22 protein-coding genes are annotated in these 26,546 nt (G+C 72.2%); 7 read left to right on the plus strand and 15 right to left on the minus strand.

Going from position 1 to position 26,546, the window contains the following annotated elements; translation table 11 throughout:
* Positions 1-12: 12 nt before the first annotated feature.
* Both J4G33_RS09645 and J4G33_RS09650 read left to right on the plus strand, forming a co-directional pair.
* Positions 13-480, plus strand: coding sequence for a DUF2975 domain-containing protein (locus tag J4G33_RS09645; protein WP_208055751.1), 468 nt, complete (start codon positions 13-15; stop codon positions 478-480).
* 2 nt (positions 481-482) lie between these two features.
* Positions 483-737, plus strand: coding sequence for a helix-turn-helix domain-containing protein (locus J4G33_RS09650; RefSeq protein ID WP_208055752.1), 255 nt, complete (start codon positions 483-485; stop codon positions 735-737).
* A 1-nt stretch (position 738) separates the two neighbouring features.
* Here the strand turns inward: J4G33_RS09650 and J4G33_RS09655 are convergent, their stop codons facing one another.
* From J4G33_RS09655 to J4G33_RS09670, 4 genes are all read right to left on the minus strand, one after another.
* The gene (locus J4G33_RS09655) at positions 739-1,512 is read right to left on the minus strand and encodes an SCO1664 family protein (protein ID WP_208055753.1); all 774 of its coding nucleotides are present in this window, start codon (positions 1,510-1,512) and stop codon (positions 739-741) included.
* Positions 1,509-2,063 carry a DUF3090 domain-containing protein gene (locus J4G33_RS09660; protein WP_208055754.1) on the minus strand — a complete coding sequence of 185 codons (555 nt, stop codon included), beginning with the start codon at positions 2,061-2,063 and terminating at the stop codon, positions 1,509-1,511. The genes J4G33_RS09655 and J4G33_RS09660 overlap by 4 nt, the downstream gene beginning before the upstream one ends.
* 9 nt (positions 2,064-2,072) lie before the next feature.
* Positions 2,073-2,831 (minus strand): MSMEG_4193 family putative phosphomutase, encoded by a 759-nt coding sequence (locus J4G33_RS09665; RefSeq protein WP_208055755.1) that lies wholly within the window; start codon positions 2,829-2,831, stop codon positions 2,073-2,075.
* A 63-nt stretch (positions 2,832-2,894) separates the two neighbouring features.
* On the minus strand, positions 2,895-3,389 hold the full coding sequence (locus J4G33_RS09670) for a hypothetical protein (RefSeq protein WP_208055756.1): 495 nt from the start codon (positions 3,387-3,389) through the stop codon (positions 2,895-2,897).
* Between the two features lie 131 nt (positions 3,390-3,520).
* Here J4G33_RS09670 and J4G33_RS09675 point away from each other — a divergent pair, with 131 nt between their 5' ends.
* Positions 3,521-3,808: a hypothetical protein gene (locus J4G33_RS09675; protein WP_208055757.1), complete on the plus strand. Its 288-nt coding sequence runs from the start codon at positions 3,521-3,523 to the stop codon at positions 3,806-3,808.
* A 44-nt stretch (positions 3,809-3,852) separates the two neighbouring features.
* Positions 3,853-5,082, plus strand: a complete 1,230-nt coding sequence (locus J4G33_RS09680) for a saccharopine dehydrogenase family protein (protein ID WP_208055758.1) — start codon at positions 3,853-3,855, stop codon at positions 5,080-5,082.
* Positions 5,083-5,100: 18 nt separating this feature from the next.
* Here J4G33_RS09680 and J4G33_RS09685 read toward each other — a convergent pair whose 3' ends face one another.
* From J4G33_RS09685 to J4G33_RS09695, 3 genes are all read right to left on the minus strand, one after another.
* Positions 5,101-6,126, minus strand: a complete 1,026-nt coding sequence (locus tag J4G33_RS09685; protein ID WP_208055759.1) for a LacI family DNA-binding transcriptional regulator — start codon at positions 6,124-6,126, stop codon at positions 5,101-5,103.
* Between the two features lie 214 nt (positions 6,127-6,340).
* A complete protein-coding gene (locus J4G33_RS09690) occupies positions 6,341-7,399 on the minus strand; it encodes a COG1470 family protein (RefSeq protein ID WP_208055760.1) in 1,059 nt (352 codons plus the stop codon).
* A gap of 44 nt (positions 7,400-7,443) precedes the next feature.
* Positions 7,444-8,064, minus strand: a complete 621-nt coding sequence (locus tag J4G33_RS09695) for a hypothetical protein (RefSeq protein ID WP_208055761.1) — start codon at positions 8,062-8,064, stop codon at positions 7,444-7,446.
* Between the two features lie 528 nt (positions 8,065-8,592).
* On the opposite strand from J4G33_RS09695, the gene J4G33_RS09700 reads away from it, so the two are divergent.
* Both J4G33_RS09700 and J4G33_RS09705 read left to right on the plus strand, forming a co-directional pair.
* The gene (locus J4G33_RS09700) at positions 8,593-11,280 is read left to right on the plus strand and encodes a LamG-like jellyroll fold domain-containing protein (RefSeq protein ID WP_208055762.1); all 2,688 of its coding nucleotides are present in this window, start codon (positions 8,593-8,595) and stop codon (positions 11,278-11,280) included.
* 175 nt (positions 11,281-11,455) lie between these two features.
* Positions 11,456-11,704 carry a Rossmann-fold NAD(P)-binding domain-containing protein gene (locus J4G33_RS09705; RefSeq protein ID WP_208055763.1) on the plus strand — a complete coding sequence of 83 codons (249 nt, stop codon included), beginning with the start codon at positions 11,456-11,458 and terminating at the stop codon, positions 11,702-11,704.
* A 115-nt stretch (positions 11,705-11,819) separates the two neighbouring features.
* Here J4G33_RS09705 and J4G33_RS09710 read toward each other — a convergent pair whose 3' ends face one another.
* The 3 genes from J4G33_RS09710 to J4G33_RS09720 all read right to left on the minus strand — a co-directional run bounded on the left by J4G33_RS09710 (position 11,820) and on the right by J4G33_RS09720 (position 19,757).
* Positions 11,820-15,347, minus strand: coding sequence for a family 43 glycosylhydrolase (locus J4G33_RS09710; protein WP_208055764.1), 3,528 nt, complete (start codon positions 15,345-15,347; stop codon positions 11,820-11,822).
* Positions 15,348-15,473: 126 nt separating this feature from the next.
* Positions 15,474-18,506, minus strand: a complete 3,033-nt coding sequence (locus J4G33_RS09715; protein WP_208055765.1) for an immunoglobulin-like domain-containing protein — start codon at positions 18,504-18,506, stop codon at positions 15,474-15,476.
* Positions 18,507-18,716: 210 nt separating this feature from the next.
* Positions 18,717-19,757 (minus strand): sigma-70 family RNA polymerase sigma factor, encoded by a 1,041-nt coding sequence (locus tag J4G33_RS09720; protein WP_307793841.1) that lies wholly within the window; start codon positions 19,755-19,757, stop codon positions 18,717-18,719.
* Positions 19,758-19,840: 83 nt separating this feature from the next.
* Here J4G33_RS09720 and J4G33_RS09725 point away from each other — a divergent pair, with 83 nt between their 5' ends.
* A complete protein-coding gene (locus tag J4G33_RS09725) occupies positions 19,841-20,152 on the plus strand; it encodes a DUF1905 domain-containing protein (RefSeq protein ID WP_208055767.1) in 312 nt (103 codons plus the stop codon).
* A 17-nt stretch (positions 20,153-20,169) separates the two neighbouring features.
* On the opposite strand, the gene J4G33_RS09730 is transcribed toward J4G33_RS09725, so the two are convergent.
* Genes J4G33_RS09730 through J4G33_RS09750 form a run of 5 tightly spaced genes read right to left on the minus strand, consistent with a single transcriptional unit; the run spans position 20,170 to position 26,453 of the window.
* The gene (locus tag J4G33_RS09730; RefSeq protein ID WP_208055768.1) at positions 20,170-21,234 is read right to left on the minus strand and encodes a LacI family DNA-binding transcriptional regulator; all 1,065 of its coding nucleotides are present in this window, start codon (positions 21,232-21,234) and stop codon (positions 20,170-20,172) included.
* Positions 21,235-21,236: 2 nt separating this feature from the next.
* Positions 21,237-22,763 (minus strand): sugar ABC transporter ATP-binding protein, encoded by a 1,527-nt coding sequence (locus tag J4G33_RS09735; protein ID WP_208055769.1) that lies wholly within the window; start codon positions 22,761-22,763, stop codon positions 21,237-21,239.
* 53 nt (positions 22,764-22,816) lie between these two features.
* Entirely contained in the window at positions 22,817-23,842 is a 1,026-nt protein-coding gene (locus tag J4G33_RS09740; RefSeq protein ID WP_208055770.1) for an ABC transporter permease subunit, read from the minus strand.
* Entirely contained in the window at positions 23,839-24,885 is a 1,047-nt protein-coding gene (locus J4G33_RS09745; RefSeq protein ID WP_208055771.1) for an ABC transporter permease, read from the minus strand. The genes J4G33_RS09740 and J4G33_RS09745 overlap by 4 nt, the downstream gene beginning before the upstream one ends.
* Positions 24,882-26,453: a sugar ABC transporter ATP-binding protein gene (locus tag J4G33_RS09750; protein WP_208055772.1), complete on the minus strand. Its 1,572-nt coding sequence runs from the start codon at positions 26,451-26,453 to the stop codon at positions 24,882-24,884. The genes J4G33_RS09745 and J4G33_RS09750 overlap by 4 nt, the downstream gene beginning before the upstream one ends.
* Between the last annotated feature and the right edge of the window lie 93 nt (positions 26,454-26,546).

A 26,546-nucleotide genomic window follows, 5' to 3' on the forward strand; every position in this document is an offset into this window, starting at 1 on the left:
TAGGGTGGGCCCATGGAGACCAAGATCCTGCGACTGCTCTTGTTCGTCCTCGCCGGCGGGGTCGTCGCCGCGGCCGGGGTCCTGTACCTGCTCAGCCTCGAGTCGGCAGCGACGTTGCCCGAGTACGCGCATCTGCGCCTGCCGACCTACCTGGGTGCGGTCGCCGGGTTCCTGCCCGTGCTGGTCGGGATCGGTCTGCTGCTGCGCTTCCTGCGGCTGGTCGACGCTGGCGAGGCCTTCTCCACCCCGACGGTGCGGGTCTTCCGGCAGGTCAAGCTGCTCATCGCCGGGGTCGCCGTCTACTACCTGGTCGGGCTGGTGGCCTTCAACCTCGCGTTCGGGCAGGGACACCCCGGGGTGTTCCTCGCCTGGCTCGGGCTGGAGATCGCGATCCTGCTGCTGCTGGGCGGCTTCGCGCTGCTCGAGCGGCTGTTCCGCGCCGCGCACGCCCTGCGTCAAGACGTCGAGCTGACGGTCTGAGCATGGCGATCATCGTCAACCTCGACGTCGTGCTCGCCCAGCGCAAGATGCGCCTGACCGAGCTCAGCGAGCGCGTGGGCATCACCCTCGCCAACCTCAGCAACCTCAAGACGGGCAAGGCCCGCGCCATCCGCTTCAGCACCCTCGAGGCCATCTGCGAGGTCCTCGAGTGCCAGCCCGGCGAGATCCTCGAGCACCGGCCCGACGCGGGGGACGACGACTCCCCCGCCGCACCTCAGGCGGCAGACCGGGGCTGAGTCAGAACAGCGGCCACGGCACCGCGGGCATGTCGCCGTCGGGCCCGGGGAACTGGCCCGCGGCGAGCAGGCGGTCGCAGCGCGCGGCGAGGGCTGCGACCTCCGGCGCGCTGAGCAACGCCGAGAGCTCCTCCCCCAGGTCACCGCCCAGCCCGGAGCGCACCAGCTCGACGCCGGCCACCTCGTCGGGGTCGAGTGGATCGCCGAGCCACCCCCACAGCACGGTGCGGAGCTTGGGCTCGACGTGGAAGGTGACGCCGTGGTCGACCCCGTACCGGTGGCCGTCGGGCAGCGGGAGGATGTGCCCGCCCTTCCGGTCGGCGTTGTTCACGAGCACGTCGAACACGGCCATGCGTCGCAGGGCGGCGGTGTCCTCGTGGATGACGGTGACGGTGCGCCCGCTCTCGTCGCTGCCCTCGAGCACGGTGCGCCAGCCCTCGTCCGGGACCTCGGCCGAGGGGACGACGTCGACCGGGTCCTGCGCGGGGTCGGGCTCCTGCCACAGCTGGACCATGCCGACGCCGAGGGGCCCGTCGCGCAGCCAGGTGCGGGGGACGATGTTCCACCCGAGCGCCTCGGACACCAGGTAGGCGGCGACCTCGCGGCGGGCCAGGGTGCGGTCGGGGAAGTCCCACAGCGGCCGTTCCCCGGCCTCAGGCTTGTAGACGACGGCGACCTCGCCGATCGTGCCGACGAAGGTCGCGTTCGAGGCGACGGTGATCCGCCCCTCGAGGTGCAGCTCGCCGCCGTCGAGGTCGACCTCCGGGACCGTCACTCCTCGGTGAGGTCGCAGACGTGACCGTCGGGGTTGACGGGCTGTCCGCAGAGCGGGCACAGCGGGCGCCCCGAGTGGACGACCTTCCGGGTGCGCTGGGCGAAGGCACGGGCGGTCCCGACCGGGATGCGTACACGGAGCATCTCGCTCGGCTCGTCGTCCTCCTCGTCCGGGGCGAGGCCGTCGTCCTCACGCGGCAGCTCGACGGGGAAGGCCTCGAGAACCACCTGTGCCGTGCGCGGGTCCCAGGCGAGGCGCATCGCACCAGCGCGGAACTGCTCCTCGACCGGCTGGTCCAGGGGGTCGTCGTCGACGAGCTCGACGGGGATCTCCGTGGGGGCGTTGACGGGGTTGTCCTCGTCGGCCGTCAGCTCGTCGAGCAGCTCGTCCATCTTGTCGGCGAGGAGGAAGGACTGCTCCTTCTCGAGGGCGACGCTGGTGAACCGGGCGCCGGCGCGCGCCTGCAGGTAGAAGGTCCGTTCGCCGGGGCGACCGACGGTGCCGACGACGACGCGATCCGGCCAGTCGTACTCATGGACGAGGGTCCGCATGAGGTCAGTCTACGAGCGAGCCGACGGGCTGGCCTGCTCGGCGCCGTCCGCATCGCCCGTACCGCGCTCGTGACCTGTGCCGTCCTCGTGCCCGGCTCCGCCCCCGACGGGCGCGTCGGTGACCGGCCCGCTCGATCGCAGCCAGCCGAGGTCCCCGAACTCGGTGTTGGTCGAGACGACGTCGGGCCGGTGGGTCCCGTACCGGACCACGGAGATCGAGGCCGGGCCCACGGTGACGCGCTGGAAGAGGTCGAGGTGCATGCCCAGGGCGTCGGCCAGGACGGACTTGATGATGTCCCCGTGGCTCACGACGGCCCACACCGCGCCCGCGCCGTGCTGCTCGTGGACCGCGGCGTCGCGGCGCCTGATCGCCGCCACCGCGCGGGCCTGCATGGCCGGGAGGGACTCGCCGCCGGGGAAGACGACGGCTGAGGGCTGGCTCTGGACCACCGACCACAGCGGCTCCTTGGCCAGCTCGCCGAGGGCCCGCCCCTGCCACTGCCCGTAGTCGCACTCGGTGACGGCCTCGTCGATCTGCAGCTCCGGGGCGTCCTGCTGCTGGTCCAGGAGCGCCTGGGCGGTCTGCCGGCAGCGTTCGAGGGGGCTCGACACGACCCCGACCAGGGGGACGACGGCGAGCCGTTCGGCCGTGCGCTCGGCCTGCTGACGCCCGACGTCGTCGAGGTTCACCCCTGCGGTGCGCCCGGCGAGGACACCGTCGACGTTCGCCGTGGAGCGGCCGTGCCGGACGAGGATCACTGTGGCCATGGGGGCAGCCTAGGCAACGGCACGCGGCGGCCGTCGCCGTCGAGAGGGCGCAGCGCCTCCTCCCTACCCGGCGCGCGCCGGTCCCGGCGTCGTGAGCGGAGCCAGGCACCAGGGCGCAGCGACCCACACGGCGACGGCACCGAGGCCCCCGGCGACGAGCACCCCGACCCAGCCGAGCGCGGTCACCGCACCCCACCCGCCCCCTGAGCTCAGGATCACGTACGGCGCGAGCATGGCGCCCAGGACGGGCAGCGGCAGCAGCACGAGCCGCATCGCGGCGGGGCGCATCTCCGGGCGCAGAGCCCTGGCGATGTGCAGCACGCTCGCGTTGAGTACCTGGACCGCGAGCCCTGCGACCAGGCCGACCATCGCGGCCACCGGGGCGTACCCCAGGGCGAGGAGGACGTCTTCCGGACCGCCCGCCACGACCATCGTCACGCCACCGATGGCGAAGCCCGCCAGCAGCCCCGCCCACAGCAGACGCCCGAGGACGGCGAACCCTGGAACATGCTGCTCGCCGAGCGCGACGTCAGCCCGTGGATCCTCACCCGTACGCACAGGCCATCGTTGCACTCGCGGAACCCCGGTCGCAGGTCAGGGGCCGTACCGAACCGCGTCTCGCCCAGCGCACCCAGACAGCACTAGCCTTCTGGCAGCGGCGCACGTGCGCCGGCGGGGAGAGGGAACCCATGAGTCTCGACCAGAGCACCACGCCGTCCGTCGCGCGGCGCCATGGGGTCCGCTCGCTGGCCCGCGGACTGGCCGTCGTGGCCGCGGCCCTCGCCGTGGCCGACCTCTTCCGCTGGGGCAACCGCTGGTACGTCTCGACACAGTTCGCAGCCTCGGACGAGGCCTACGCGTCCCAGCTGCTCGCGAGCGCTCACGCCCCGCTCGTCAGCGCGGTGGTCTGGGTGCTCGTCGCCACCGCGGCGACCGCGATCGGGTGGCGCCTCCGCGTGGTGCGGGCCCGCGGCTGAACCCGCCGGTTGCGCCCCACCTACCCCGCGGCGACCATCGCCCGATGAGCTCCTCCCCCCGCGACCACGACATCGTCGTCTTCGGCGTCACCGGCTTCGTCGGTGCGCTCGTCGCCGAGCACCTCGCCGAGCACGCCCCGGAGGGCACCCGCATCGCCCTCGCGGGCCGCTCCCGCAAGAAGGTCGAGCTCGCCCGGGACGGTCTGCCGAGCCGCGCGCACAGCTGGCCGGTCCTCGTCGCCGACTCCACCGACCCGGACTCCCTCGCAGCCATGGCCGGCAGCACATGCGTCGTCGTGACCACCGTGGGCCCGTACCTGCGCCACGGACTGCCGGTCGTCGAGGCCTGTGCCCGCGCGGGCACCCACTACGCAGACCTCACCGGCGAGACGCCGTTCATCCGCCAGGCCATCGACCGGTACGGCGACGCCGCCCAGGCCTCGGGCGCGCGCATCGTCCACGGCTGCGGGTACGACTCGATCCCGTCCGACCTGGGCATGCTCACCCTGCACCGCCAGGTCCAGGGCGACGACGCCGGGACGCTCAGCCACGTGCTGGCCGTCGCGCGGGCCCGGGGCGGGGTGAGCGGTGGGACGATCGAGTCGATGCGCGGCATCGTCGAGCTCGCGGCGAGCGACCCCTCGGCGCGGCGCCTGCTGGGCGACCCCTACTCGTTGAGCCCGGACCGCGAGGCCGAGTCGACCACGCCCCAGCCCTCGGACTCCCCCGCACCGACCAGGCTGAGCGACGGCCGGTGGATCGCGCCGTTCCCGATGGCCTCGGTCAACTCCCGCATCGTGCGGCGGTCCAACGCCCTGCAGGGCTGGGCCTACGGTCACGACCTGCGGTACGGCGAGGCCATGGGGGTGGGCCGTGGCGCACGCGGCGCGATGCAGGCGGTCGGCCTCACGGCGGGCCTGGGCCTGGGCGCCGCCGCCTTCATGCTTCCCCCGACCCGCGCCCTGCTCGCCCGCGTGCTCCCCGCCCCCGGCACCGGGCCCGACGAGGACACCCGCCGCCACGGCTGGTTCCGCACCGACCTCCGGGCGATCACGACGACCGGCCAGCAGTACCTCGCCGTCGCCGCCGGCCGGGGCGACCCGGGGTACGCCGCCACCGCCGTGATGCTCGGCCAGTCCGCCTTGGCCCTCGCCCACGACGGCGACGCCCTGCCGGACCGCGCGGGCTCGCTCACCCCGGCCGCGGGGATCGGGGACGCGCTGATCGACCGGCTCCGCGCCGCGGGGCACACCTACGGCGCCGCACCTCGGTAGCCCGCCACCAGCCCGTGCTCAGGCCGGAGGCGGCGCCGTCGACTCACGGACCACGAGCTCGGCGGCGATCAGCTCCTGGCCGGTGGTGGAGTCGCCCTCGAGGGCGGCGAGCACCATCTCCAGGGCGAGGGCACCCAGCGCGGCGAAGTCCTGCCGCACAGTCGTCAGCGGAGGCAGGAAGTGCGCGGCGTCGGGGAGGTCGTCGAACCCGACGACGCTGACGTCCTGCGGGACGCGGATGCCACGGCTCGCCAGACCGTGGAGCAGCCCGAGGGCCATCTGGTCGTTGCCCACGAAGATGGCGGTGGTCTGCGAGAAGTCATGGGTCGCACCGACGTGGTGCCCGAACCCGGACGTCCAGTCCCCGACGACCGGTTCGACGACGGGCAGCCCGGCTGCGGTGAGGGTCTGGCGCCAGGCCTGCTCCCGCCCGCGGGCGTCGTACCAGTCCAGCGGGCCCGCGAGGTGCATGATGCGGCGGTGCCCGAGCTCGATCAGGTGCGAGACCGCGAGCGACGCACCGGCCTGCTGGTCGACGGCCGCCGTGTGCATGGCGGTCTCCGGCTCAGCCTTGATCACCACCGTCGGCATCCCCAGCCCCTGCTGCCGCAGCACGTCGAGGGACGAGGCTCGGGGCGCGATGACGCACAGCGCCTCGATCCCCTGCGGGACGAGCTCGACGAGGCCGCTCTCGATCTGGTGGTCCTCGTCCTCCGACAGGGAGAAGGCGCTGATCGCGTAGCCCGCACGCCGGGCGGCGCTCTCGAGGGCGCGCAGGGTGCTGTTCGGGCCGTACTGGACCGGGGCGTCGACGATGACGCCGATCCGCATGGTCCGCCGGGTCGCCAACGCCCGGGCGATCGAGCTGCGCGTGAAGTTCGTCTCCGCGATGGCCTGGAGCACCTTGGTGCGCGTGGAGTCGCGGATGTTCGGGTGGCCGTTCAGCACCCGGGACACCGTCATGTGGGACACCCCGGCGACCTTTGCAACGTCGTAGATGCTGGGCCGTTGCTGTCGGACGCTGCGCGTCGTCTGCTCGGCCATCCCCGGTCACTCCTGCCCTGGCGGGCGGTCCACCGGTGTGGCACCGTCCCGACGTGGCCGTTCCTCACGGCCACTGATCGCGACGCCACCCCACCACCGCTCCGAGCAGTGTAGGCAGGAGGGCGGGCATACGGGACAGGTGCGCGGGCTGTACGCACCACTTTCACCCGCCCGGCGACCAGGCTCGACGGGCGCGAGAGCCGTGGACCGCGGGTCATGGCGCGGGCACCGAGACCGAGCGACGCCCCTCGTCGCGGGCACGGGCCAGGAGGATGTCGAGCCGACGACGCCGACGCCGGCGGTTCCCGACCGCGGAGTAGGCCACGAGAGCCAGACCGAGCAGGACGAGCAGCTGGGGCCACGGCACCGCCCACATCCGGACCTCTGCCGTGACCGGGGTCATCTCCGGCGTCGACCCGTCGACGGTGAGGACGACGGGATCGAGCTCGACGGTGACAGGAAGGGACACCAGGGGCCACACGTCGTCCACCTCGACGGACACCGTCCGGGAGTCACCGGGGAGGAGCTCCTGGCGGCCCGCCTCCTCGCTGGGGAAGGCGACCTCCTGACCGCCGACAGCCACCGACCCCTCGGCCAGGAGCCGGGTGTTGCCGTCGTTGAGGACGTCGAACGTGACGGTCGCGCTGCCGGGGCGCGCGGGGTTCCAGCGGACCTCGTACCCGGGGTCCACGCCGGAGATCGTCGCCCCAGGCGCGATCTCGCCGTTGACGCGGGTGATCACCCGGAGCCCGACCCTGCTCTCGACGCCGACCTGCGCCCCGTCCCCGTCGGACTGCACCGAGGACACCGAGGCGGTGATGCCTGCTGCGTGGTCACCGGGCTCGGCGTCCTCCGGCACGGCGATCGCGAACGGGACGAGGGCCGTCTCCCCGGGCCCGACCGTGACCTGCTCGGGCAGGGTGACCCACGTCCCTGCGCCCACCGACTCCTGGTCGGCGGGCAAGATGTCGAAACGTCCGGTCCGCGTGGTGAACCCGTCAGCCGCGAGCAGCCGGAAGGTCGCGCCGACCCGGCTCAGGTTCCTGACGGCGAGAGAGTCCTCGACGCCCTCACCAGGATCGAGGGCATGCTCGATCGCGCTCCTCTCGTCCGCACCCGACTCGTCCGCGGGGCGCACCGACCAACGGATGTCGGCCGTGTCGTCCTCCGCGGCCGCAGACGCGGCTGCGGAGGACGACATCAGGGCACCTGACGCGACGGCCAGCACCATGAGGGCGCGCAGGGCGACGGCAGGGACGCAGAACCTGGGCACGGGCTAGTCCAGACGTGGGATCCGAGGCGGGCCGGGGGGCTCGCTCACCAGACGTCGTCCCACAGCGTCAGCGTGAGGGTCGCGGAGTAGCTCCCCGGGGTGACGTCGACGGGCGTCTTGAGGAAGAGGTCGGCGTTCGCCTCCCAGGTCCCGACGGGCCGCGCCTCCCCGGCGTCGAGGGCGAGGGCGAGCAGCTCCTCGCTCACGAGTCCGACGTTGGGCGCGGTCTCGTCGAGCACCGTGTTGACCTGCTCGCCCTCGGCGACCTCGCCGTCGGCCTCGGTCAGGAGGCGTGGGGTCCACCCGAGGTGGCCCGCGGCGATCGACTCACCCCCGGCACCGGTGAAGGCCGAGGACTGGCCGACCACGTACCAGTAGGACTGGTCCGGCACCTCCTCGCGGTCGTCGGTGACCGTGACCGTCGGGAGCACGCCGCGGAACTCGCGGACGTCGAGCTCGCCGGAGTCGACCTCGGTGAGGGTGGCGGAGTCCGAGGCGACCGTCATGGCCAGCTCCCCGGCCGGGGCCAGCTCCTCGATCTCGACGTTGACGTCGACCTCGTCCTGCCCGAGCTCGTCGGCCATCGCCGCTCCGCCCACACCGACCAGCAGCAGACCTCCAGCAGCCCCGACAGCCGTGCGGGCCAGCACGCTCCTTGTGTCCATCGCTTCTCTCCAATCCCCGGTCCCGCGCCAGTGCGGGACCGAGTTCGCTGACGAGCGGACGTTCCGATCGTCGAGGTGGTCAGCGTCTCGCTCGTGGGCTCGTGCCCGGAGAACGCCGCTGCGGCGAGGTCGTCGTCATGGCCGGGCACCGCGACCGAGAGCGAGCTCCGGGCACCGCGGCCCCGGGCTCGCGGACGGCGAGATGGGGTGCGTCTTCAGCATCAGGCACCTTTGCGCTGGATCCGACGTGGACGTGTCGCCGTCAGCGAGGTTAGCGCTACCTGTTAGCGAGAACAACCCCTACGGGCCGGACGCCCGCCGCCCGCCAGAAAGCGGCCTCACGCACGGCCGTGGTCTGCGACGACGGCCGTCGCTCGCCTGGTCGCCACCCTTGTGACCTCTGGTAGTGAGCGCTAACATCCACCTGCCGGGTCCGCCCGTGCGGGACGTCCGGCGCTCGACCTCCCGCCGCGGTCGGCGGGCGCCTCGCGCCGGTCGGCACGTGCCACACACAGCAAAGGAGCTGACGTGACAGGCCACCCCTCACCACCCTCCCGGGGCCGTCCGAGGACCGCCCGCGCCGCCGCGGGGACCGTCGTCCTCGTCGCAGCCCTCCTGCCGCTCACCGCGACGGGCGTCGCGGCCGAGCCCTCCGACGCCCCTCGCGCCGGTCTGGTCGCCGAGTACCTGTTCGACCAGACCTCGGGCACCAGCGTCCCGAGCAGCACGGGTGACGCGATCGGCCCCGCCACCGTGGTCAACGGCACCGACGAGCTGTGGACTGGGTCCTCCCTCGTCCTGACCGGCGGGGCAAAGAGCGGCCCCGGCAGCTGGGTGCGCCTGCCCGAGGACCTCCTCGAGGACCGCTCCTCCGCCACGGTGACGATCGAGACCAGGCTCGACGCCTCGATGAAGACCAGCTGGAACTTCCTCTGGAACATCGGCAGCGACTCCACGACCGAGTACTACTTCGCCTCGGTCCGGGACGCTGCGCGCACCGCCATCACCGCGAGCGGCGGGGGCGGGGAGGCCAACGCGCGCTCGGGCAGCGCCCTGGACGCCGACCGCTGGTACAGCCTCACCTCCGTGCTCGACGGCGAGGCGGGCCGCCTGACCTTCTACGTGGACGGCGAGCAGGTCGGCTCGACCGCGACGACGCTCACCCCGGCGGCGATCACCGACCAGTCCCTCAGCACGATCGGGCGGGCGCCCTACGACGACCCTCTCTACCGTGGCGAGGTGTCCACCTTCCGCGTCTACGACCGGGCGCTGAGCCCCACCGAGGTCGCCGCCGTCTCGACCGCTGACGCCACCATCCATGCCGCGACCCACGAGGCTGCGGCGCAGGCCGTCCTGGACCGGGTCAGCCCCGTGACGATCGACGAACCCGTCACGACGCTGCCCAGCTACGGCGGGCGCGTGACCTGGACCTCGACCGACCCCAGGCTGACGATCGGCCAGGACGGCGTGACGGTGACCGCGGAGCAGCCGGCCCCGGGGACCGACCCGATCTCGACGACTCTCACCGCGACGGCGACGGTCCGTGGCACCCAGGCGACCGACGAGGTCTCCGCCACGGTGCGCGCGACCCCCGCGGCCGACGAGCCGTTCGGCTACGCGATGGTGCACTTCATCGAGGACTCGGCCGGGTACGCCGAGAAGATCTACCTCGACGTCTCCCGAGGCGACGACCCCGAGCGGTGGGACCCGCTCAACGGTGGCGAGCCGATCCTCGCCTCGCACCTGGGCACCACCGGGGTGCGCGACCCGTACCTGACCTACAACCCCGAGACGGGGACGTACTACATCATCGCCACGGACCTGCGGGTCTTCGGCGGGGACCGCGGCGCGGGCAGCTGCGTCGAGTGGTGCCACTGGAGCTCGCAGGGCAGCACGAAGCTCAACGTCTGGGAATCGCCCGACCTGATCACCTGGAGCGGCGTGCGCCAGGTCGACGTGGCCCTCGACGTCGACGGCACCACCCCGGCCGAGCTCGGCATGGCCTGGGCCCCCGAGGCCACCTGGGTCGAGGACTACTACCCGGACGGCAGCGGCGCCTTCGTCCTGTACTGGTCCTCGAACGTCTACACCGACGCCCAGCACACCGGGCCGACCTACTCTCGGGTGCTGTGGGGAGCGACCTCTGACTTCACGCAGGAGACCTACGAGTACGGCGGGGTCTTCATCGACGAGGGTGGCAACACGATCGACACGACGATCACCCAGCACGACGGGACCACCTACCGCGTCACCAAGGACAACTCGGCCGGCAGGGGCCTGTACATGGAGTCCACCACGGCCCCCCGGTGGTGGGAGCCGTCGGCGACGTGGTCGACGATCCAGACCACCATCGGCGCGTCCTGGGCGGGCGGGGACCCCGGCGGCGTCGAGGGCCCAGCCATCTTCAAGGCCCACGGTCAGGACCGCTGGTACCTGTACGTCGACGTCATCCCCACCACCGGGTACCGCCCGATGGTCACGACCGACCTGGACGCCGGCTGGACCGTGCTGGACAGCCCGGGCTTCTTCATGGCGCCGAGCACCAAGCACGGCGGCATCATCCCCCTCACCGGCGAGCTCTACGCGGACCTCCGAGCAGCCGACGCGACCGGAGCGGTCACCACCGACCTGGGCAGCGTCGAGGTGCCCGAGGGGGCCGACGACGACGTGCTCCGGGCCGCCCTGCCCGGTTCGGCCGAGGTGACCCTCGCCTACGGGCGCGGCACGGCCGAGCAGCCCGTCGACTGGGACCTCGCCACCGTGGACCGCACGACCGCCGGGACCTACCCGGTCACGGGGACCGTGCGCACCATCGGCGCGAACCTCAACCAGTGGGTCGGGGCGGGCGGATCGACGGCCTGGGACGCCGCCGGCCGTGAGCCGTACAGCTCGACCGCCGTCGTCGTCGAGGCCGAGGTGGTGGTCGTCGACGCCGCGGCGCCGGAGGTGGGGGTGGCGGCCCAGACGCGGTGCGTCGCCGGGTCGGTCGTCCTCGCCGTCCGGGTGACGAACGAGGGGGAGGTCCCGGTCAACGCCACGGTCACCACGGACCACGGTGCCCGCACGGTCGGCTCGCTCGAGGCCGGGAGGAGCGCGTCGGTCGCCATCTCGACCCGTCAGCCCGCGATCACGGCGGGGAGCGTCACGGTGACCGCGGAGGCCGACGGCAGGACGGCGTCCGGGACCAGCCCGTACGCCGGGGCTGACTGCGGCTGACCTGCAGGGTTCGAGGGCCCGCCGGGCACCCCCGGGCGGGCCCTCGAACCCCGCGGCGGCCGGGCTCCGGCCGCCGCGGGTCCGTCGAGGGAGGCGACCTCCCCCATCAGCTCGGGACGCTGCGCGTCACCCGAGCCTCGCCCCACACCTCGTCCGCACCGGAGACGTCGCCATCGTGGACGTGCTCTCCGTCCTGTCCTGGGTCGCGACCACCGCCCGGTCGGGGTCCTCCTCCGTGGCCAGGGCCGCGCAGCGGAACATGCCCGACGGCGTCCGTGTGGAGCTGGCCGGCCGGGGCGTCCTCGTCCAGGACGTCCACCTCGGGGCCGCCGACACGGACATGACCGCGGGGAGCGACGGGCCGAAGATCGATCCGGGAGAGGTCGCGCGGGCCAGCCTCGGCCAGGCCCGGCTGGACTGCTGAGCAGACCCGTCGGGGGGGGGGGGGGGCCGCGGGCCCCCCCCCCCCCGGGGGGGGGCCGGCCCCCGCGCGCCCCGCCCCCCGACGGGTCATCGGATGTGCGAGACCTGGCGTGCCCTCACGAGCAGGTCACCGCGTCGAAGGCCACCTCCTGCGAGGTCGAGACGCTCTGGCCGTCGACCGTGGCCTCGGCATCGATCGTCACGGTGCCCGCCTCGACGGACGGCAGCCGGCTGCTGAACGCGTGGGTGACCCCCGCGCCCGGCTCGAGGGACGAGGTTCGCGTCCCGTACGGCGAGGTGCTGGTCACCGAGGCGGGCACGTCGTCCTCGTTGCGCAGCGTCACGGTCTGCACCACCCGGCCCACCACGCACCGAGCACCCACCGAGGCGACCACGTCGACGGTGGGACCGCCGGCGCCCGTCACGGTGACCGTCACCGTGACGGTCCGGTTCTCCGGGGCGACCTCCTCGTCGCTCTCCTGGTCGAAGACGGGCATGCCGTCCGCGGCCCAGTGCACCCGGCGCACGAAGGTGTCGCGCCCGCTCAGGCCACGGTTGTCGGTCCGGGCGTGGAACACGTAGAGGAGGTTGTCGTCCTCGTCGTAGGACCACATGCCGTGCCCGGTCCCGAGCTGCCACTCGCCGTTGAACACCCCGGACTTCTGGACCGGGTAGTTGAGCTTGGTCCACGCCTCCGGGTCCGTGAGGTCCACACCCTCACCGGCCGTGGCGGTCGCCAGACCGGTCGTGTAGGTGTCACCCACGAGGGAACCCGAGTAGATCATGTACAGGGTGCCCTCGTGCGCGATGACGTTGGAGCCCTCGGCGATGGTGTTGTCCCAGGCGTACTCAGGGACGACGATCCGCACGGGCGGCGAGGTGAGCCTCGTGGGGTCCGCCGGGTCCATCCTCGCGATGAAGACCGCGCCGAGCATCTGCCACGAGTAGTACGACTGACCCGAGTCCTCGAAGTAGGTCATGTCCAGGGAGATGTTCTGGATCGGGTTGAGGATGCTCCCGTCGGCCCGCAGCACCTTCTCGGCCTTCGTCCAGTTCTCCGGTACGGCCGGGTCGAGGTCGTTGCCCTCGGCGTCCTGCTCGAGCTGGATGATGCTCGCCCGCCCGGTCCACATGTCGGGCTGCCCGTTCGACCCGTTGTAGCAGGGCATGAACAGCACCGACAGCTTCCCCCCGATGACGTGGAACTCAGGTGCCCAGAAGCACCCCGTCATCACGCCGCCGTCGGCGTCCGTGTCCCCGGCCACCAGCAGGTCGATCTCGGTGTTGCGGCCCTCACGGATCGCGTCGTCCGAGAGGTCGTCGATGGTGTCGGCGACCCGGATCGGCATGTGCGGGCCGTTCGCCGGGTTGACCGGGTTGAGGTTGAGGTCCTCGGTCGCGATCATCAGGAACTTCGTCTGACCGTTCCAGTCGAATCGGAAGATCGACGGGTCGGCCCGCTCGTCGGCGAACGGCGTCGGGTACTCGGGCTGCTTGACCGTCCCGGTGACCTCGTAGGTGCCGGGGGTCGAGGTGTCGACGGCGGCGATGGAGCTCTCGTCCCAGGCGATCGCGCGGGTCGACGTCGAGCCGTCGCTGTAGGCGAGCTCGGCCCGTCCGGGCAGTGCTCCCGCGTCCAGGGTGGTTCCCGCAGGGATCTCGACGCCGTCGAGGTCCCCGATGCCGGTGTTGACCGCACGACCGAAACGCACGTCGAGGGCCTCGGCCACCTCGGCCGTCACGGGCAGGGCGTTGCCGGTGGCGTAGTTCGGCACAGCCGCCTCGCTGACACCGGCCGTCGCGGCGACCGTGCCCCCCAGGACTGCTCCGCGCGTCGCGGGGTCGGTCAGGTCGGTGAAGGTGGTTCGGCTCGGCCGTCCGGCGTCGGAGGTCCACGTCACCACGTACCTCTCGGCCGCGGAGTCCCACACCACCGCCGGACCGTTCACGCCACCACTGACTCCCAGGTCGACCATCCCGATCTCCTCGTACGAGAGCAGGTCGGCGCTGCGGGCGAGCAGCATCTGCCCGGCCTGGGTGCCGTCCGAGCCACCGCCCCGGGCGGTCCTGGTCGCGACGAGGCCGAAGCTCCCGTCGGCGAGGTAGAACAGGTGCGGGTCACGCAGGCTCCGCAGGATGTTCGCTGTCGTCCCGCTCGCGGCCGGTGTGGTGGCGGTGCGCGGGAAGAAGATCCCGTAGTTCTCGTTCAGCGGGGTCCACCCGTCCTCCTGCTCGAGGGCGAGGTGCATGCTCAGGGCGATGTCGGCGTTGTTGGCCTCCGCCGCGGTCGTCGGGGTGCGGTGGTAGGCGAGGAGCAGGGGCGAGCCCTCGGCCGGGAGCACCCGGACCGCGAACTCCCTCTCCGCGGCGAGTCCCGACGCGCTGTCCGTGAGGCGCACCGTGACGCGACCGTCCACCGTCTCGGCGGAGGAGGAGACGATCGCGTCACCGACCTCGAGGTCGCCGCTCACGCCGATCACCTCGAGGGTCGCCCCGTCAGGGGCAGCCGGCAGGGCGTCACCCGACCGGACCACCGGTGGGATCACGAAGCGCTCCGCGAGGCGGTCGGCCCGGTCCTGCGCGGTCTCGTCCGAGGGCTGCACGGTCACCGTGATGTCGGTGCTCGCGCTGACGCCGCGGATGGTCACGGTCGCCGTCAAGGTCACCTCGGCCGCGGGCTCACCCTCCAGCGGCGGGGTCACCAGTCCGTTCGGTGCGACGACCTCCGGGGCGCTCGAGGTCCAGGTGACTCGCCCTGAGGCCGTGGGCAGGTCGATGTCACCGCTGGTCTCCAGGTTCGTCAGACCGAGCCCGTCCAGCACCGCCTGGGCCTGGGCACCGAGCTCGGCCTGGTGGGGCAGCGCGTCCTGGGCCGCGAGGGCTGCGACCTCCTGGGCACCGAGGGCACGGTCGTAGACGCGGAAGGCAGAGATGGCCCCCTGGAAGAGGGTGTCCGGCCACGGGGACCGGGCGATCGTGTTGAGCGATTGGTCAGAGATGTCCGCCGGCGTGGCGGCGACGGCCCCCTGGGCCGCGAGGACCCCGTCCAGGTAGAGCGAGGCGGTGCCGTCGGCATCGACCACGGACGCGACGCTGACCCACTGGTTCGCCGTCACCCCGCACGTGCCGGACTGCACCAGCTGCTCGACCCCACCGGCCTTGATGCCCACCAGGGGGGTGCGGCTGTTGCCGCAGTTCAGGGAGGCGAAGAAGTACTCCGTGGCTGAGGACTCGTTCCCGACGTTCCACAGGAAGTGGAAGGTGCTGAGCATCGCGGTGGAGGCCTTGACCTCGGCGACCACCGTCGCGGTGCTCGCCCCGCTCAGGATGTCGTCCGGGAGCTCGACCCAGGTGCCGTTCGAGGTCTTCGCGCCGCCGCGCAGCGTGAGCGCGGTGCCGGTCCAGTCCGCGGCCTGGACGTTGCGGACCACCGCGGCGTCGAGCTCGGAGCCGTCCGCGGTGTTGGGCACCGTCGCGCCCGAGGCCTGGTCGAAGAGGTACTCGGCGACGAGCCCGTCGGGGGGTACGGCGGCCTGGACCTCGGTGGGCGCCGTCGCCTGAGCGCCGGTCACTCCCAACCCGAGGACCATGCCGCTCAAGGCGGTGAGCGCCGCTACCGCGCGCCGTGGGGTGGACAACTGCATGTCACTCTCCTCCAGATGAGGTCTGAACGTCGTCGGTCAGAGACCGCCGTCGGCGGTCGATGCTCACGAGGGGTCGAGGGCCGCCCGGTCGGGGCAGCCCTCGACCCTCCGCCGCGGTCTGCGTCGTCAGGCGCAGGTCGTCGGCGAGGACGAGGCCTCGGCCGAGGTCGTGGAGCCGTCCGCGGCGGTCGCCGTCGCGCTCACGGTGATCGCGGGCAGCGTGCCCTCCCGCGAGCTGAACGCCGAGGTCACCGTCCTGCCCGCCTCGAGCACGGCGGTCCGCTGGCCGAACGGGGTGCGGACGACCGTGTCGAGCGGGCCGTCGGAGGAGCTCGACACGGTCACGGTCAGCACCACCGCGCCCCGCACGCACCGGGTGGCGGTGCTGAGGGACATCGGGGTACCGGCCTCGACGAGGACCGTGACCTCGACCGTGGCCCTGGACGCGTCCTGGGCCACACCGGTGACGGTGAAGCTGCCCGGTGAGGCATAGGCCGCGGGGTCGATCTCCGCCCAGTCGACGTCCACCGTCTGCGCGGACCCGTCGGCCATGGTCAGCTCCGCCCGAGGGAGGGTCGGCGCGACCCCCGGGGAGGTCGTCACCTCCATCGCCGCGACCGAGGTCACCGCGATGTCCGGGGCGTAGGCCTCGAGGACCTTCTGGTACTCGGCCCGGGTCACGGGAATGACGGTGCCGTGGCGCGGCTTGCCGCCGTCGGCGTTCTGCGGCAGGTTCTCGCGCAGCTTGGCACCCACGGGCTCCCACGAGTCGCCGTCGTCCAGGTCGTCCGAGCCGAAGGGGATGTAGTAGTTCGGCCCACCGTGGTAGTCGGGCTGGTCGATGAACAGGAACCAGTCGTGGTCGTTGACGTCGCCCTCGTTGGCGCGGAACAGGTTGGGGCCCTCACCGCTGGTGAAGGTCCCGCCGGGCTCGCCGTTGGGCAGCCCCGTGGCGATCCGCTCCTTGATGAGCGTCCACTCGTCGGCCGCCCCGGTGGTGCCGGGCAGCGAGCCGCTCACGGTCGCGAGCAGGTCGGTGGACTTCTCGGCGCGGATGGTCATCGACGCCTCGTCCTTGGTGAAGCGGTAGTACGTGTCGTCGATCTGGGCGACCGTCGAGTCGATCATGCCGCGACCGTTGCCCCGACGGACGTCGATCCACGGCCGGGCCTCGGAGAAGGTGACGAAGTCGTCCGTGGTGGCGTACATCATCCGGTTGTAGGTGACCGCGCTGCGCTCGGCCGGGTTGGTCGTCGGGTACAGGTTCGACGCCCAGAACACCACGAACGTGTCGAGCTCGTCGCTCCAGAACGCCTCGGGGGCCCAGGTGTTGCCCGCGTAGTCCGAGGAGACCTTGACGTGGCGCTGCTCGGACCAGGTGACCAGGTCGTCGGACTCCCAGACCTCGATGTGCAGGGAGCCGGAGAGCTGGGCCGTGGTGAAGCCACCGGGCAACCCGGCGACCTTCAGGTCGGTGGCGATCATGTAGAAGCGGTCGCCCTCGGGGGCGCGGATGATGAACGGGTCACGCAGGCCCTGGGTCCCCTCGTCCGAGACGAAGAGGGGCTGCCCGTCGTTGAGCGTGTTCCAGGCCAGAGCGTCGTTGCCGCGCGAGGCCGCGAGGCTCACCTGCTCGGCCCCGTCGCCCTCGCCGGTGAAGAACGCCCACACGTAGGCCTCGGTCTGGTCGGTGCCGCTGGGCATCGGACGCAGGCGGAGCACGAACTCGCGGGTCTGCGTGGCATCACCGTTGGTCGCGGTCGCCGTGAGGACGACCTCCACGGGGTCCGTCCCTGCGGCCGGCCGCTCGACCGCGATGGTGCGCGAGGTCGGCGTCACGCCGTCCCGCACGGTCACGTGGTCGGCGTCCTCGGTCCTCACCGACCAGGAGATGGACGAGCCCTGCTCGCCCGTGGTCGGCACGGAGAAGTTGGTCCGGACGTCGTCGAGGCCGTCGAGCTGCAGGGCGGCGAGGTCCTGAGCCGCCTTGTCCGACGCGGCGGCGTCCTCGGGGACCTCGACCGCGTAGGTCACCGTCCGGGTGGACTCCCCCGCGGTGAACGTGGCGGTGAGGGTGACCGTCGCGGCACCGCTGCCCGCGGCGGGACGCGTCACGACGCCCGTCCCACCGTCCACCTGGATCGCGGGGTCGTCCGACTCCCAGGTCACGGTCGTGCCGTACACGAGGGTGGGGAGGGTCAGGTCAGCGGTGGTGCTGGCCGGAAGGACGAGGGAGGCGACGGCCTTGTCGATCGCCTGGCCGGCGAAGAGCTCCCCGACCTGCGCTGCGTCGAGGGCCTGCCCGTAGACGGCGAGCTCGTCGACCGTCCCGTTCCACCCGGCGTCGGCGTAGGTCGAGCGGCCGAGGTAGGCGACGAGGTCGCTGCCGAAGGAGGCGACGTCGCGGTCGATGGCCACCTGCCCGACGGGGGCACCGTTGACGTAGACGCTGAGCTGGCGGCTCGTCCCGTCGATCACGGTCGTGTACAAGGCCATCCCGGCAGGGGTGCGGATGCCGCTCGTCGCGGCGTTGGTGCTGCCCGGGCCCACCTCGGTGGTCCACGGCGAGGTGGCGTTGACCGTGTTGGTGACGACGGACTTCACGTAGCCGCTCGGGTTGGTCGGGTTGAGCAGCCAGTAGGCGGTCGAGTGCTGCGCGCCGCTGGCCACCGGCGCGCCGATGAAGGCTGCCGCGGTGTTGCCAGCCCCGGACCGAGGGCTCAGCCAGGTCGAGATCGTCAGGTCCTGCTGGCCGACCAGCCCTGCCGTGGGGATCTCGAGGTAGGGGGCCGCGGTCGCACTGCCGCCCGGAAGGCTGAGCACACCACCGGCGACCTGGGCGCCGGTGCGTCGGAGGGTGGCGTCGTAGCCGTTCCCGCTGGTGTCGGGGATGCTCGGGCCGGTCGCGTCGTCGAACGTGTAGTGGATCAGCGGCGCGGGGCCGTCGTCCGCAGCGGAGGCTGCCGCGGGCGTGAAGGCTCCGAGCAGCGCCACGGCGCCCGTGACCGCCGCTGCGATGGCCCGCCGTCGCGGTGCGGGGCCGCGGGGCCACGTGGGCGGAGCCCCGGCACGGCGCTGGCCGCGCGATGAGCTCTCGTCGTGGTGCGGCTCCGCCCCACGACGTCGGGTGCCGGTCGCCACGTGCTTGAGGTGCCCCATTGCAGATCCCTTGCGTCGCGCACCGGTCACCGTTGACCGACGCTGGCTCGGCGATGTTAGCGAGAACATGCCGTTCGCCAGGCTATGAGGGGGCAGGTGCGCCGTCAAGGGATCCGCGGGGTGCGAGCGGCTTCTCCCCGTCCCCGCACCGACCTGACCGGGTCGCTCGTCTGGCCGATGCGCACGGCCGAGTCACGCTGCTGGGCGGGCCTACTCCTCGGGGAACGTCACCGGCAGCCCGAAGGCCTCGACGTGCTCCCGCCCCAGGAACGAGGTCACCTGGCAGATCCGTTCACCGCTGATCGTGAGCACGTTGATCGACCAGGCCTCGAACGGTCCACCGTCCGGGGACAGGTAGCTCACGACGGCGAGCTGCCCGTTGGCCGTGGTCGGCAGGTGGCGCCACTGCCCGCAGGTGCTCAGCGGGAGCGCGCGGGCGAAGTTCATGACGGCCTCCTGGCCGCGGTACCAGTGCGGCAGCGGCGGCATGGACCAGGTGACGTCCTCGGTGAGGAGCGCGACGAGCGCACCCGCGTCACCGGCTTCCATGGCGGACATGAACCTCTCGACGACGTCACGCCGCCCGACGTCCCCGAGCTGCTGCAGGGTCTGCTGCTGCGCGCCGGCGGGCACCTTCTGGTCGATGAGGCGGCGGGCCCGTTGCAGTGCGCTGGTGACCGAGGCGGTGGTGGTGTCCATGAGGTCGGCGATCTCCCGGGCGGAGAAGCCCAGCACCTCGACCAGCAGCAGGACGGCGCGCTGGTTCCCGGGCAGGTGCTGCAGGGCAGCGACGAAAGCGAGCTCGACCGCTTCGCGCTGCTCGTAGCGCGCGGCCGGGCTCGACGCCCCGCCCTCCATCCCCACGTCCGAGTACGGCCCGAGCCAGGCGACCTCGGTGAGGGGCGTGTCCCCGACGACGGCGTCGTGGCTCGGGCTGGTCAGGTCCATCGGCAAGGCCCGACGCCCCCGCGCCGCAACCGCGTCCAGGCAGGTGCGGGTGGTGACCCGGTAGAGCCAGGTGCGCAGGGAGCTGCGCCCCTCGAAGCGCGGGAGTGCTCGCCAGGCGCGCAGGAGGGCCTCCTGGAGCGCGTCGTCGGCGTCGTGCGTGGAACCGAGCATCCGGTAGCAGTGGGCGTGCAGCTCCCGGCGCAACGGGTGGACGAGGCGGGTGAACGCGGCGTCGTCGCCGGTCCGGGCGAGAGCGAGGTCGTCGGCCACCGAGTCGCGCACGAGCTCAGGCTCGATCGGCACCTCGCCCTCGAGCGATGAATCAGACCTGTTCTCGCAGTCTCCCCTCGGAGACATCGCCACCGACCGCATCACAGGAGGACACCATGCCCGAGCCCGCCCCCGCTACTCCCACGGCGCATGAACCCCAGCCCCTCGACCACCGCTTCACCGCCCCGATCGAGAAGGACGGCTCCTTCGCCACCTACCTGACGGTGCACGGGTCGGCCGAGCTGCTCGGCACCGGCAAGGCCGTGAAGATCACCGGGACCATCGACGGGCACGAGTTCGCCGCGACCCTCATGCCCTCGGGCCACGGACCGCACTGGCTGCCGCTGCGGGCCGCGATCTGCAAGGCGATCGGGAAGGGCCGGGGCGGGGAGGAGGTCGAGGTCCACCTGCTGGGGCGGACCACCTGAGCGGCCCGGCTCGCCGGCTACCGTCCCCGCGCCCCCTCCGGTGCGGGCGTCCCAGCCTCGACCCCGCGCCCCACCGCGCCCTGCGTCGACTCCCGCACCACCAGCTTCGTCGCGAGCGGGGTGTCCGTCGTCTCGTCCTCGCCGTCCTCGAGGGTCACGAGGACCTTCTGCAGCATCAGCTCGCCGAGCGCCGCGAAGTTCTGGCGCACGGTGGTCAGCGGCGGGTACAGGAAGGCCGACTCGGGGATGTCGTCGAAGCCGACGATGCTGATGTCCTCCGGCACGCTCAACCGGCGCTCGCGCAGGGCAGACATCAGTCCCAGCGCGGTCTGGTCGTTCGAGGTGAACACCGCCATGCCGGGCTCGAGGTCCATCTCGAGGCCCAGCGTGTACCCGGCCTCGGCGCTCCAGTCCCCGTAGACGAGGTCCACCACGGGCAGACCCCGCTCGGCGAGCTCGTCACGCCAGCCGCGGATCCGCTCGACGGCGTCGGCCGCCCGCGCAGGCCCGGCGATGTGGGCGATGCGGGTGTGCCCGGACTCGGCGAGGTGGCGCACCGCGGCCCGGGCCCCCCGGTACTGGTCGATCTGCACCAGCAGCGGGCTGCGCCGGGAGGAGGACGCCGCGGCCACCACGGGCACGGACAGGTCCAGCTCGCGCACCATCTCGAGCACGCCGATGTCCATGACGATCAGCACGATCCCGTCGACCCGCTGGCGCAGCAGGCCTTCGATCGCGGCGCGCACCGCCCCGGGGTCGTCGTCGACGGTGTTGACCGTGTCCACGCTGTAGCGGGCCGCGCGGGCCGCCATGGTGAACGTCATGCCGATGCGGGTGGGGCCGTAGTCCGCGACGGCCGGGGCGATGAGACCCAGGGTGCGGGTGCGGCGGGAGACCAGGGACCGCGCTGCCGGGGAAGGGCTGTAGCGGAGCTGGGCGATGGCGTGCTCGACACGCTCCCGGGTCGCGGGACGCACGTTGGGCAGCCCGTTGATCACGCGGGAGACGGTCTGGTGCGAGACCCCGGCCAGACGAGCGACGTCGAAGATGTTCGCGGCGCGCGGGGCCTTGTCGTCGGTCACGCTCAGCCCTCCTGCTCGTCCGGGCTCGCGACGAGCGCCAGGAGGGAGTCGACGGTCATGTCCGCCGAGGCGAGGGTCTCCACGATCCGGCCCTCACGCAGGATCGCCACCCGGTCCCCGACGCGCAGCACCTCCTCGAGCTCTGCGGAGATGAACACTACCGACAGGCCGTTGTCGGCGAGCTCCCCCACCAGGTTCTGGATCTCGACCTTGGCGCCGACGTCCACCCCGCGGGTCGGCTCGTCGAGCACCAGCACCCGCGGCGCCAGCGCCAGCAACCGGGCCAGGAGCACCTTCTGCTGGTTGCCGCCCGAGAGGGTCCCGGCCGGGCGGTCGAGGTCTGCGGGGCGGATGCCCAAGGCCTCGACCCAGCTCTGCGCGAGCTCCCGCTGGCGCGCAGGCCTGATGCGCCGGAACACCCCGCGGTGGGCCTGGACGGAGAGGGTGATGTTGTCCAGCACCGACAGGTCCTGGAGGACCCCCTCGGAGCGCCTGTTCTCGGAGGAGTACACGACCCCCAGCGAGATGGCCTTGCGCGGGGAGTCGAGGTCCACCGCCTGGCCCTCGATCCGGATGACACCGGCGTCGAGGCCGGACACCCCGGTCAGGGCCCGCGCCAGCTCGGTACGTCCCGAGCCGAGCAGCCCGGCGACGCCGAGCACCTCCCCCTCCCCCAGGTCGACGTCGGCCCCGCGGATGCCTGGAGCGGCGTCCACCCCGCGAGCACTGAGGAACACCGGGGCGTCGGGCTCCTCGGCGGCCTCGCGGTGACGGGTCTTGAAGTCGGAGGCGTCCCGACCGAGCATCTTGTGGACCAGGTCGATGCGCAGCAGCTGGCGGGTCAGGTACTCCCCGACGAGCTTGCCGTCGCGCAGCACGGTCACGCGGTCGCAGATCTCGTACACCTGGTCCAGGAAGTGCGACACGAAGAGGATCGCCACGCCCCGGTCCCGCAGCTCGCGGATGATGCGGAACAGCTCGGCGACCTCGTCCAGGTCCAGGCTCGAGGTCGGCTCGTCGAGGACCAGCACCCGCACCTCGGTCGAGATGGCCCGCGCGATCGCCACGAGCTGCTGCACGGCGACCGGGTGGCTGCCCAGCAGGGAGGCGGGGTCGACGTCGAGCCCCAGGTCGCGCAGGACCTCGCCCGCCCGGGCGCGCATCAGTCGCTGGCTCAGCACCCCCCGCGAGCGCGGCTCACGCCCCAGCAGGATGTTCTCCGCCACGGACAGGTTCGGGAGGAGCTCGACCTCCTGGTACACGGTGCTGATGCCGGCCCGCTGCGCCTCCTGCGGCGTCGCGAAGCTCATCTCGCGCCCCTCGAGCCTGAGCGTCCCGGCGTCGAGGGCCAGCACGCCCGTGATGGCCTTGATGAGGGTGGACTTGCCCGCACCGTTCTCCCCCATGAGGGAGTGCACCTCGCCGGGGAACATCCGGAAGGAGACGTCGTCGAGGGCCGCGTCGGCCCCGAAGCGCACCGTCGCGCCGGTCAGCTCGAGCAGCGGCTGCGCACCGACGGCCCCGTCCATCCCACCAGTATCGCGGGACGGACGGGGCGCGGCCTGCGCCGCGCGCGGGGCGGCTATCGCCTTCGCTCCGACCGGGCGACGATCACGCGCTGCACGACGATGAACAGCAGCAGCAGAGCCCCGACGATGATCTGCATCCAGGCCTGCTCAGCACCCATGAAGGAGATGATCGTCTTGATCGTCCCGAAGACCAGCACACCGATGAGCGACCCCAGCACGTAGCCGCGGCCACCGGTCAGGAGGGTGCCGCCGATCACCACGGCGGCGATCGCGTCGAGCTCGGTGCCGATGCCGTTGCGGGGGTAGCCGGCCCCGGAGTAGGCCGTCAGCGCGAGCCCCGCCAGGCCGCCGCAGAACCCGCTGATCACGTAGGCGGCGACCTTCGTACGGGCGACGTTCAGGCCCATGAGTCGTGCGGACTGCTCGTTGCCACCGATGGCGTAGATGGTGCGACCGAACCTCGTGAGGTGCAGCACGAAGACCGCGACCGCGACGGTCAGCAGGGCGATGATCCCGGTGGGGGTCAGGTACCAGTCGCCGAGGCGGAACCGGGTCTGCTGCAACCACAGGACCCCGGGCTCCTCGACCCGGATCGAGGACAGGCTCACCACGAAGGCCAGGCCACGGGCGAGGAAGAGCCCTGCCAGGGAGGCGATGAAGGGCTGCACGTTGAAGTACTGCACCAGCACCCCGATGAGCAGGCCGATCGCCGCGCCCCCCGCGAGCATCGCCGGGACCGCGATCCACACCGGTATCCCTGAGACGAGGAGCTGCGCGCCGAGGATCCCGGTGAAGGCCATGACCGACCCGACCGACAGGTCGATGCCCGCCGTGAGGATCACGAAGGTCATGCCCACGGCCAGGATGAGCAGGTACGCGTTGTCCAGCAGCAGGGCCGACATGTTCCGTGCGGTGATGAAGTCCCCGCGCAGGAAGGCCTCAGCACCGGCGAGAAGCAGGACGAGGATGACCACGGCGGCGAAGGACGGGATCATCGCCGCGTGCCGGGCCAGGAAGCTCTCCACCGGGGAGGAGGCGCGCTCGACGCGCACCGCTGGGGTCGTCGTCGTCGTGCTCATGCCGCCACCTTCGTCCGCTCCTGGTCCGGGGCCGTCGTCGACGGCCGTCGTCTGGTCATCGACCCGAGGGCGCGCCGCACCCGCGGGGACTGCACCACCACCACCACGACCACGACCACCGCGAAGAACACCGGGCTCTGCGCCGAGGGCACCCCGAGGAAGAGGATCGTCGACCCGAGGGTCTGGATGATCAGCACCCCCACGACCGTGCCCGCGATGGAGAACTTGCCCCCCGCGAGGGACGTGCCACCGAGGACGACGGCGAGGATCGCGTACAGCTCGATGAACAGCCCCGCGGCGTTCGCGTCGGCCGCCTTGATGTTCGAGGCGTAGATGACCCCCGCCACCCCGGCGAGCACGCCGCTGAGGATGTAGGCCCCCCACACGATCCCCCTGGACCGCACCCCCGCGAGCCTGCTGGCCTCGGGGTTGATGCCCACGGCCTCGGTCAGCACGCCCAGGGCGGTGCGCCGCTCGACGAGGGCCAGGGCGGCGATCGCGGCGACCGAGATGAAGAAGGCGAAGGGCAGCACCGTGAGGTAGCCGCTGGCGATGTAGGAGAACGGGGCCGAGTTCACCGTCGTGATGAACCCTCCGGTGATGAGGAGCGCGACACCCCGCCCGGCGAGCATGAGGACCAGGGTCGCGATGATCGGTTGGATGCCCAGCACCGCCACCAGGAACCCGTTCCACGCCCCCAGCACGAGGGCGACCAGCACCGCGACCACGACGGCCACCAGCACCGTGCCGAGGTTGCCCGGGTCGTTGGAGCCGTCGATGACGGTCAGGGCCACGGCCCCCGAGACCGCCATGATCGCCCCGACCGAGAGGTCGATGCCCCGGGTCGCGATGACGATCGTCATGCCGAGGGCCACGAGCATCAGCGGGGCGCTGTTGCGCAGGATGTCGATGAGCGCCCCGTAGAGCTGGCCGTCGCGCACCGTGATGGTGAGGAACCGGGGTCGGGCCACCGAGTTGACGACGATCAGCGTGATCAGGGCCGCGAGGGGCCAGAACAGCCGGTGCTTCCAGATCTGCGTCATGCCGCACTCCCCTTGCCCTCGTTGGCCAGGTAGTCGATGAGTCCGTCCAGGTCGGTCTCGCTCGAGTCGACCTCGCCGATCTTCCTACGGTCCCGCAGGACGGCGATCCGCTGGGCCAGTCGAAGCACCTCCTCCAGCTCGGAGGAGATGAAGATGACGGCAAGGCCCTGCGCGGAGAGCTCGGCGACCTTGCGCTGGATGTCGGCCTTGGCACCGACGTCGATCCCGCGGGTCGGCTCGTCCAGGATGATCAGCTCGGGCGAGGTCGCGAGCCACCGCGCGAGCAGCACCTTCTGCTGGTTGCCGCCCGAGAGGTTCCCGACGACGGCGTCCGGGTTGGCGGGACGCACCCCCAGGGCCTCGACGTACTCCGCGACGATGGCGTCCTGCTCGCTCTTGCGGATCGGACGGGCCCACCCGCGGCGCGCCTGGATGCCCAGCACGATGTTCTCGGCCACGGTCAGGTCCGCGACCACGCCCTCACCCCGACGGTCCTCGGAGGAGAAGGCGATCCGGTGGTCGATCGCATGCCGTGGGGAGGTCATCTTCACGGGGGTGCCGTGCACGGCCACCTGCCCGGCGTCGGCGCGGTCGGCCCCGCACAGCAGGCGGACCAGCTCGGTGCGGCCCGAGCCGAGCAGCCCCGCGAGGCCGACGACCTCCCCGGGGTAGATCTCGAGGTCGGCGGGTTCGAGGACGCCCCGCTTGCCGACGCCCTCGGCGCGCAGCAACGGCTCACCCGAGCGGTCGACGGTGCGGTGGGCCGTGCGGGACAACGCGTCCAGGTCGTCCAGAGCGCGTCCGATCATCTTGGTGACCAGGGCGTCGCGGGGCAGCTCGGCGATGGGGTGCTCCCCCACGAGGCTGCCGTTGCGCAGGACGGTGATGCGGTCGGAGATCTCGTAGACCTGGTCCAGGAAGTGCGAGACGAAGAGGATCGCGACGCCCGCGGCCCGCAGCTCGCGGATCACCGCGAACAGCTGGTCGACCTCGTCGCGGTCCAGGCTCGAGGTCGGCTCGTCGAGGATCAGCACCTTCGCCTCGGTCACCATGGCGCGGCTGATCGCCACGAGCTGCTGGACCGCGATCGAGTGGGTGGACAGCAGCGAGCGCGGGTCGATCGACAGGCGCAGGCTCTGCAGGTGGCGCGCGGCCTCGGCGTGGGTGGCGCGCCAGTCGATGGCCCCGCCGCGGCGCGGCTCGTGACCGAGCATCACGTTCTCGCCGACCGTGAGGTTCGTGCAGAGGTTGACCTCCTGGTAGACGGTCGAGATGCCCGCCGCCTGGGCGTCGGCCGTGGAGGTGAAGGTCCGCGGAGAGCCGGCCACCGTGATGCTCCCGCTGTCCACCTGGTACACCCCGGTGAGGGCCTTGATCAGCGTGGACTTGCCGGCACCGTTCTCCCCCATGAGGGAGTGCACCTCGCCGGGGCGCAGCACGAAGTCGACATGATCGAGGGCGAGCACCCCGGGGAACCGGATGGTGATGCCGCGCATCTCGACGATCGGGGGGACGTCAGGGGTGAGTGGGACGTCCACGATCGGTGGGACGTCGGTGTCCGCAGTCATCTCGTTCCACTGCTTTCTCGTCGGTGCCCGAGGGGACGACGCCGGGGCCCTGGGGCCCCGACGCCGTCTCCCTCGCTGGCTACGTCAGGCGGG

Source organism: Actinotalea soli, assembly GCF_017565425.1.
GTDB classification, from domain to species: domain Bacteria; phylum Actinomycetota; class Actinomycetes; order Actinomycetales; family Cellulomonadaceae; genus Actinotalea; species Actinotalea soli.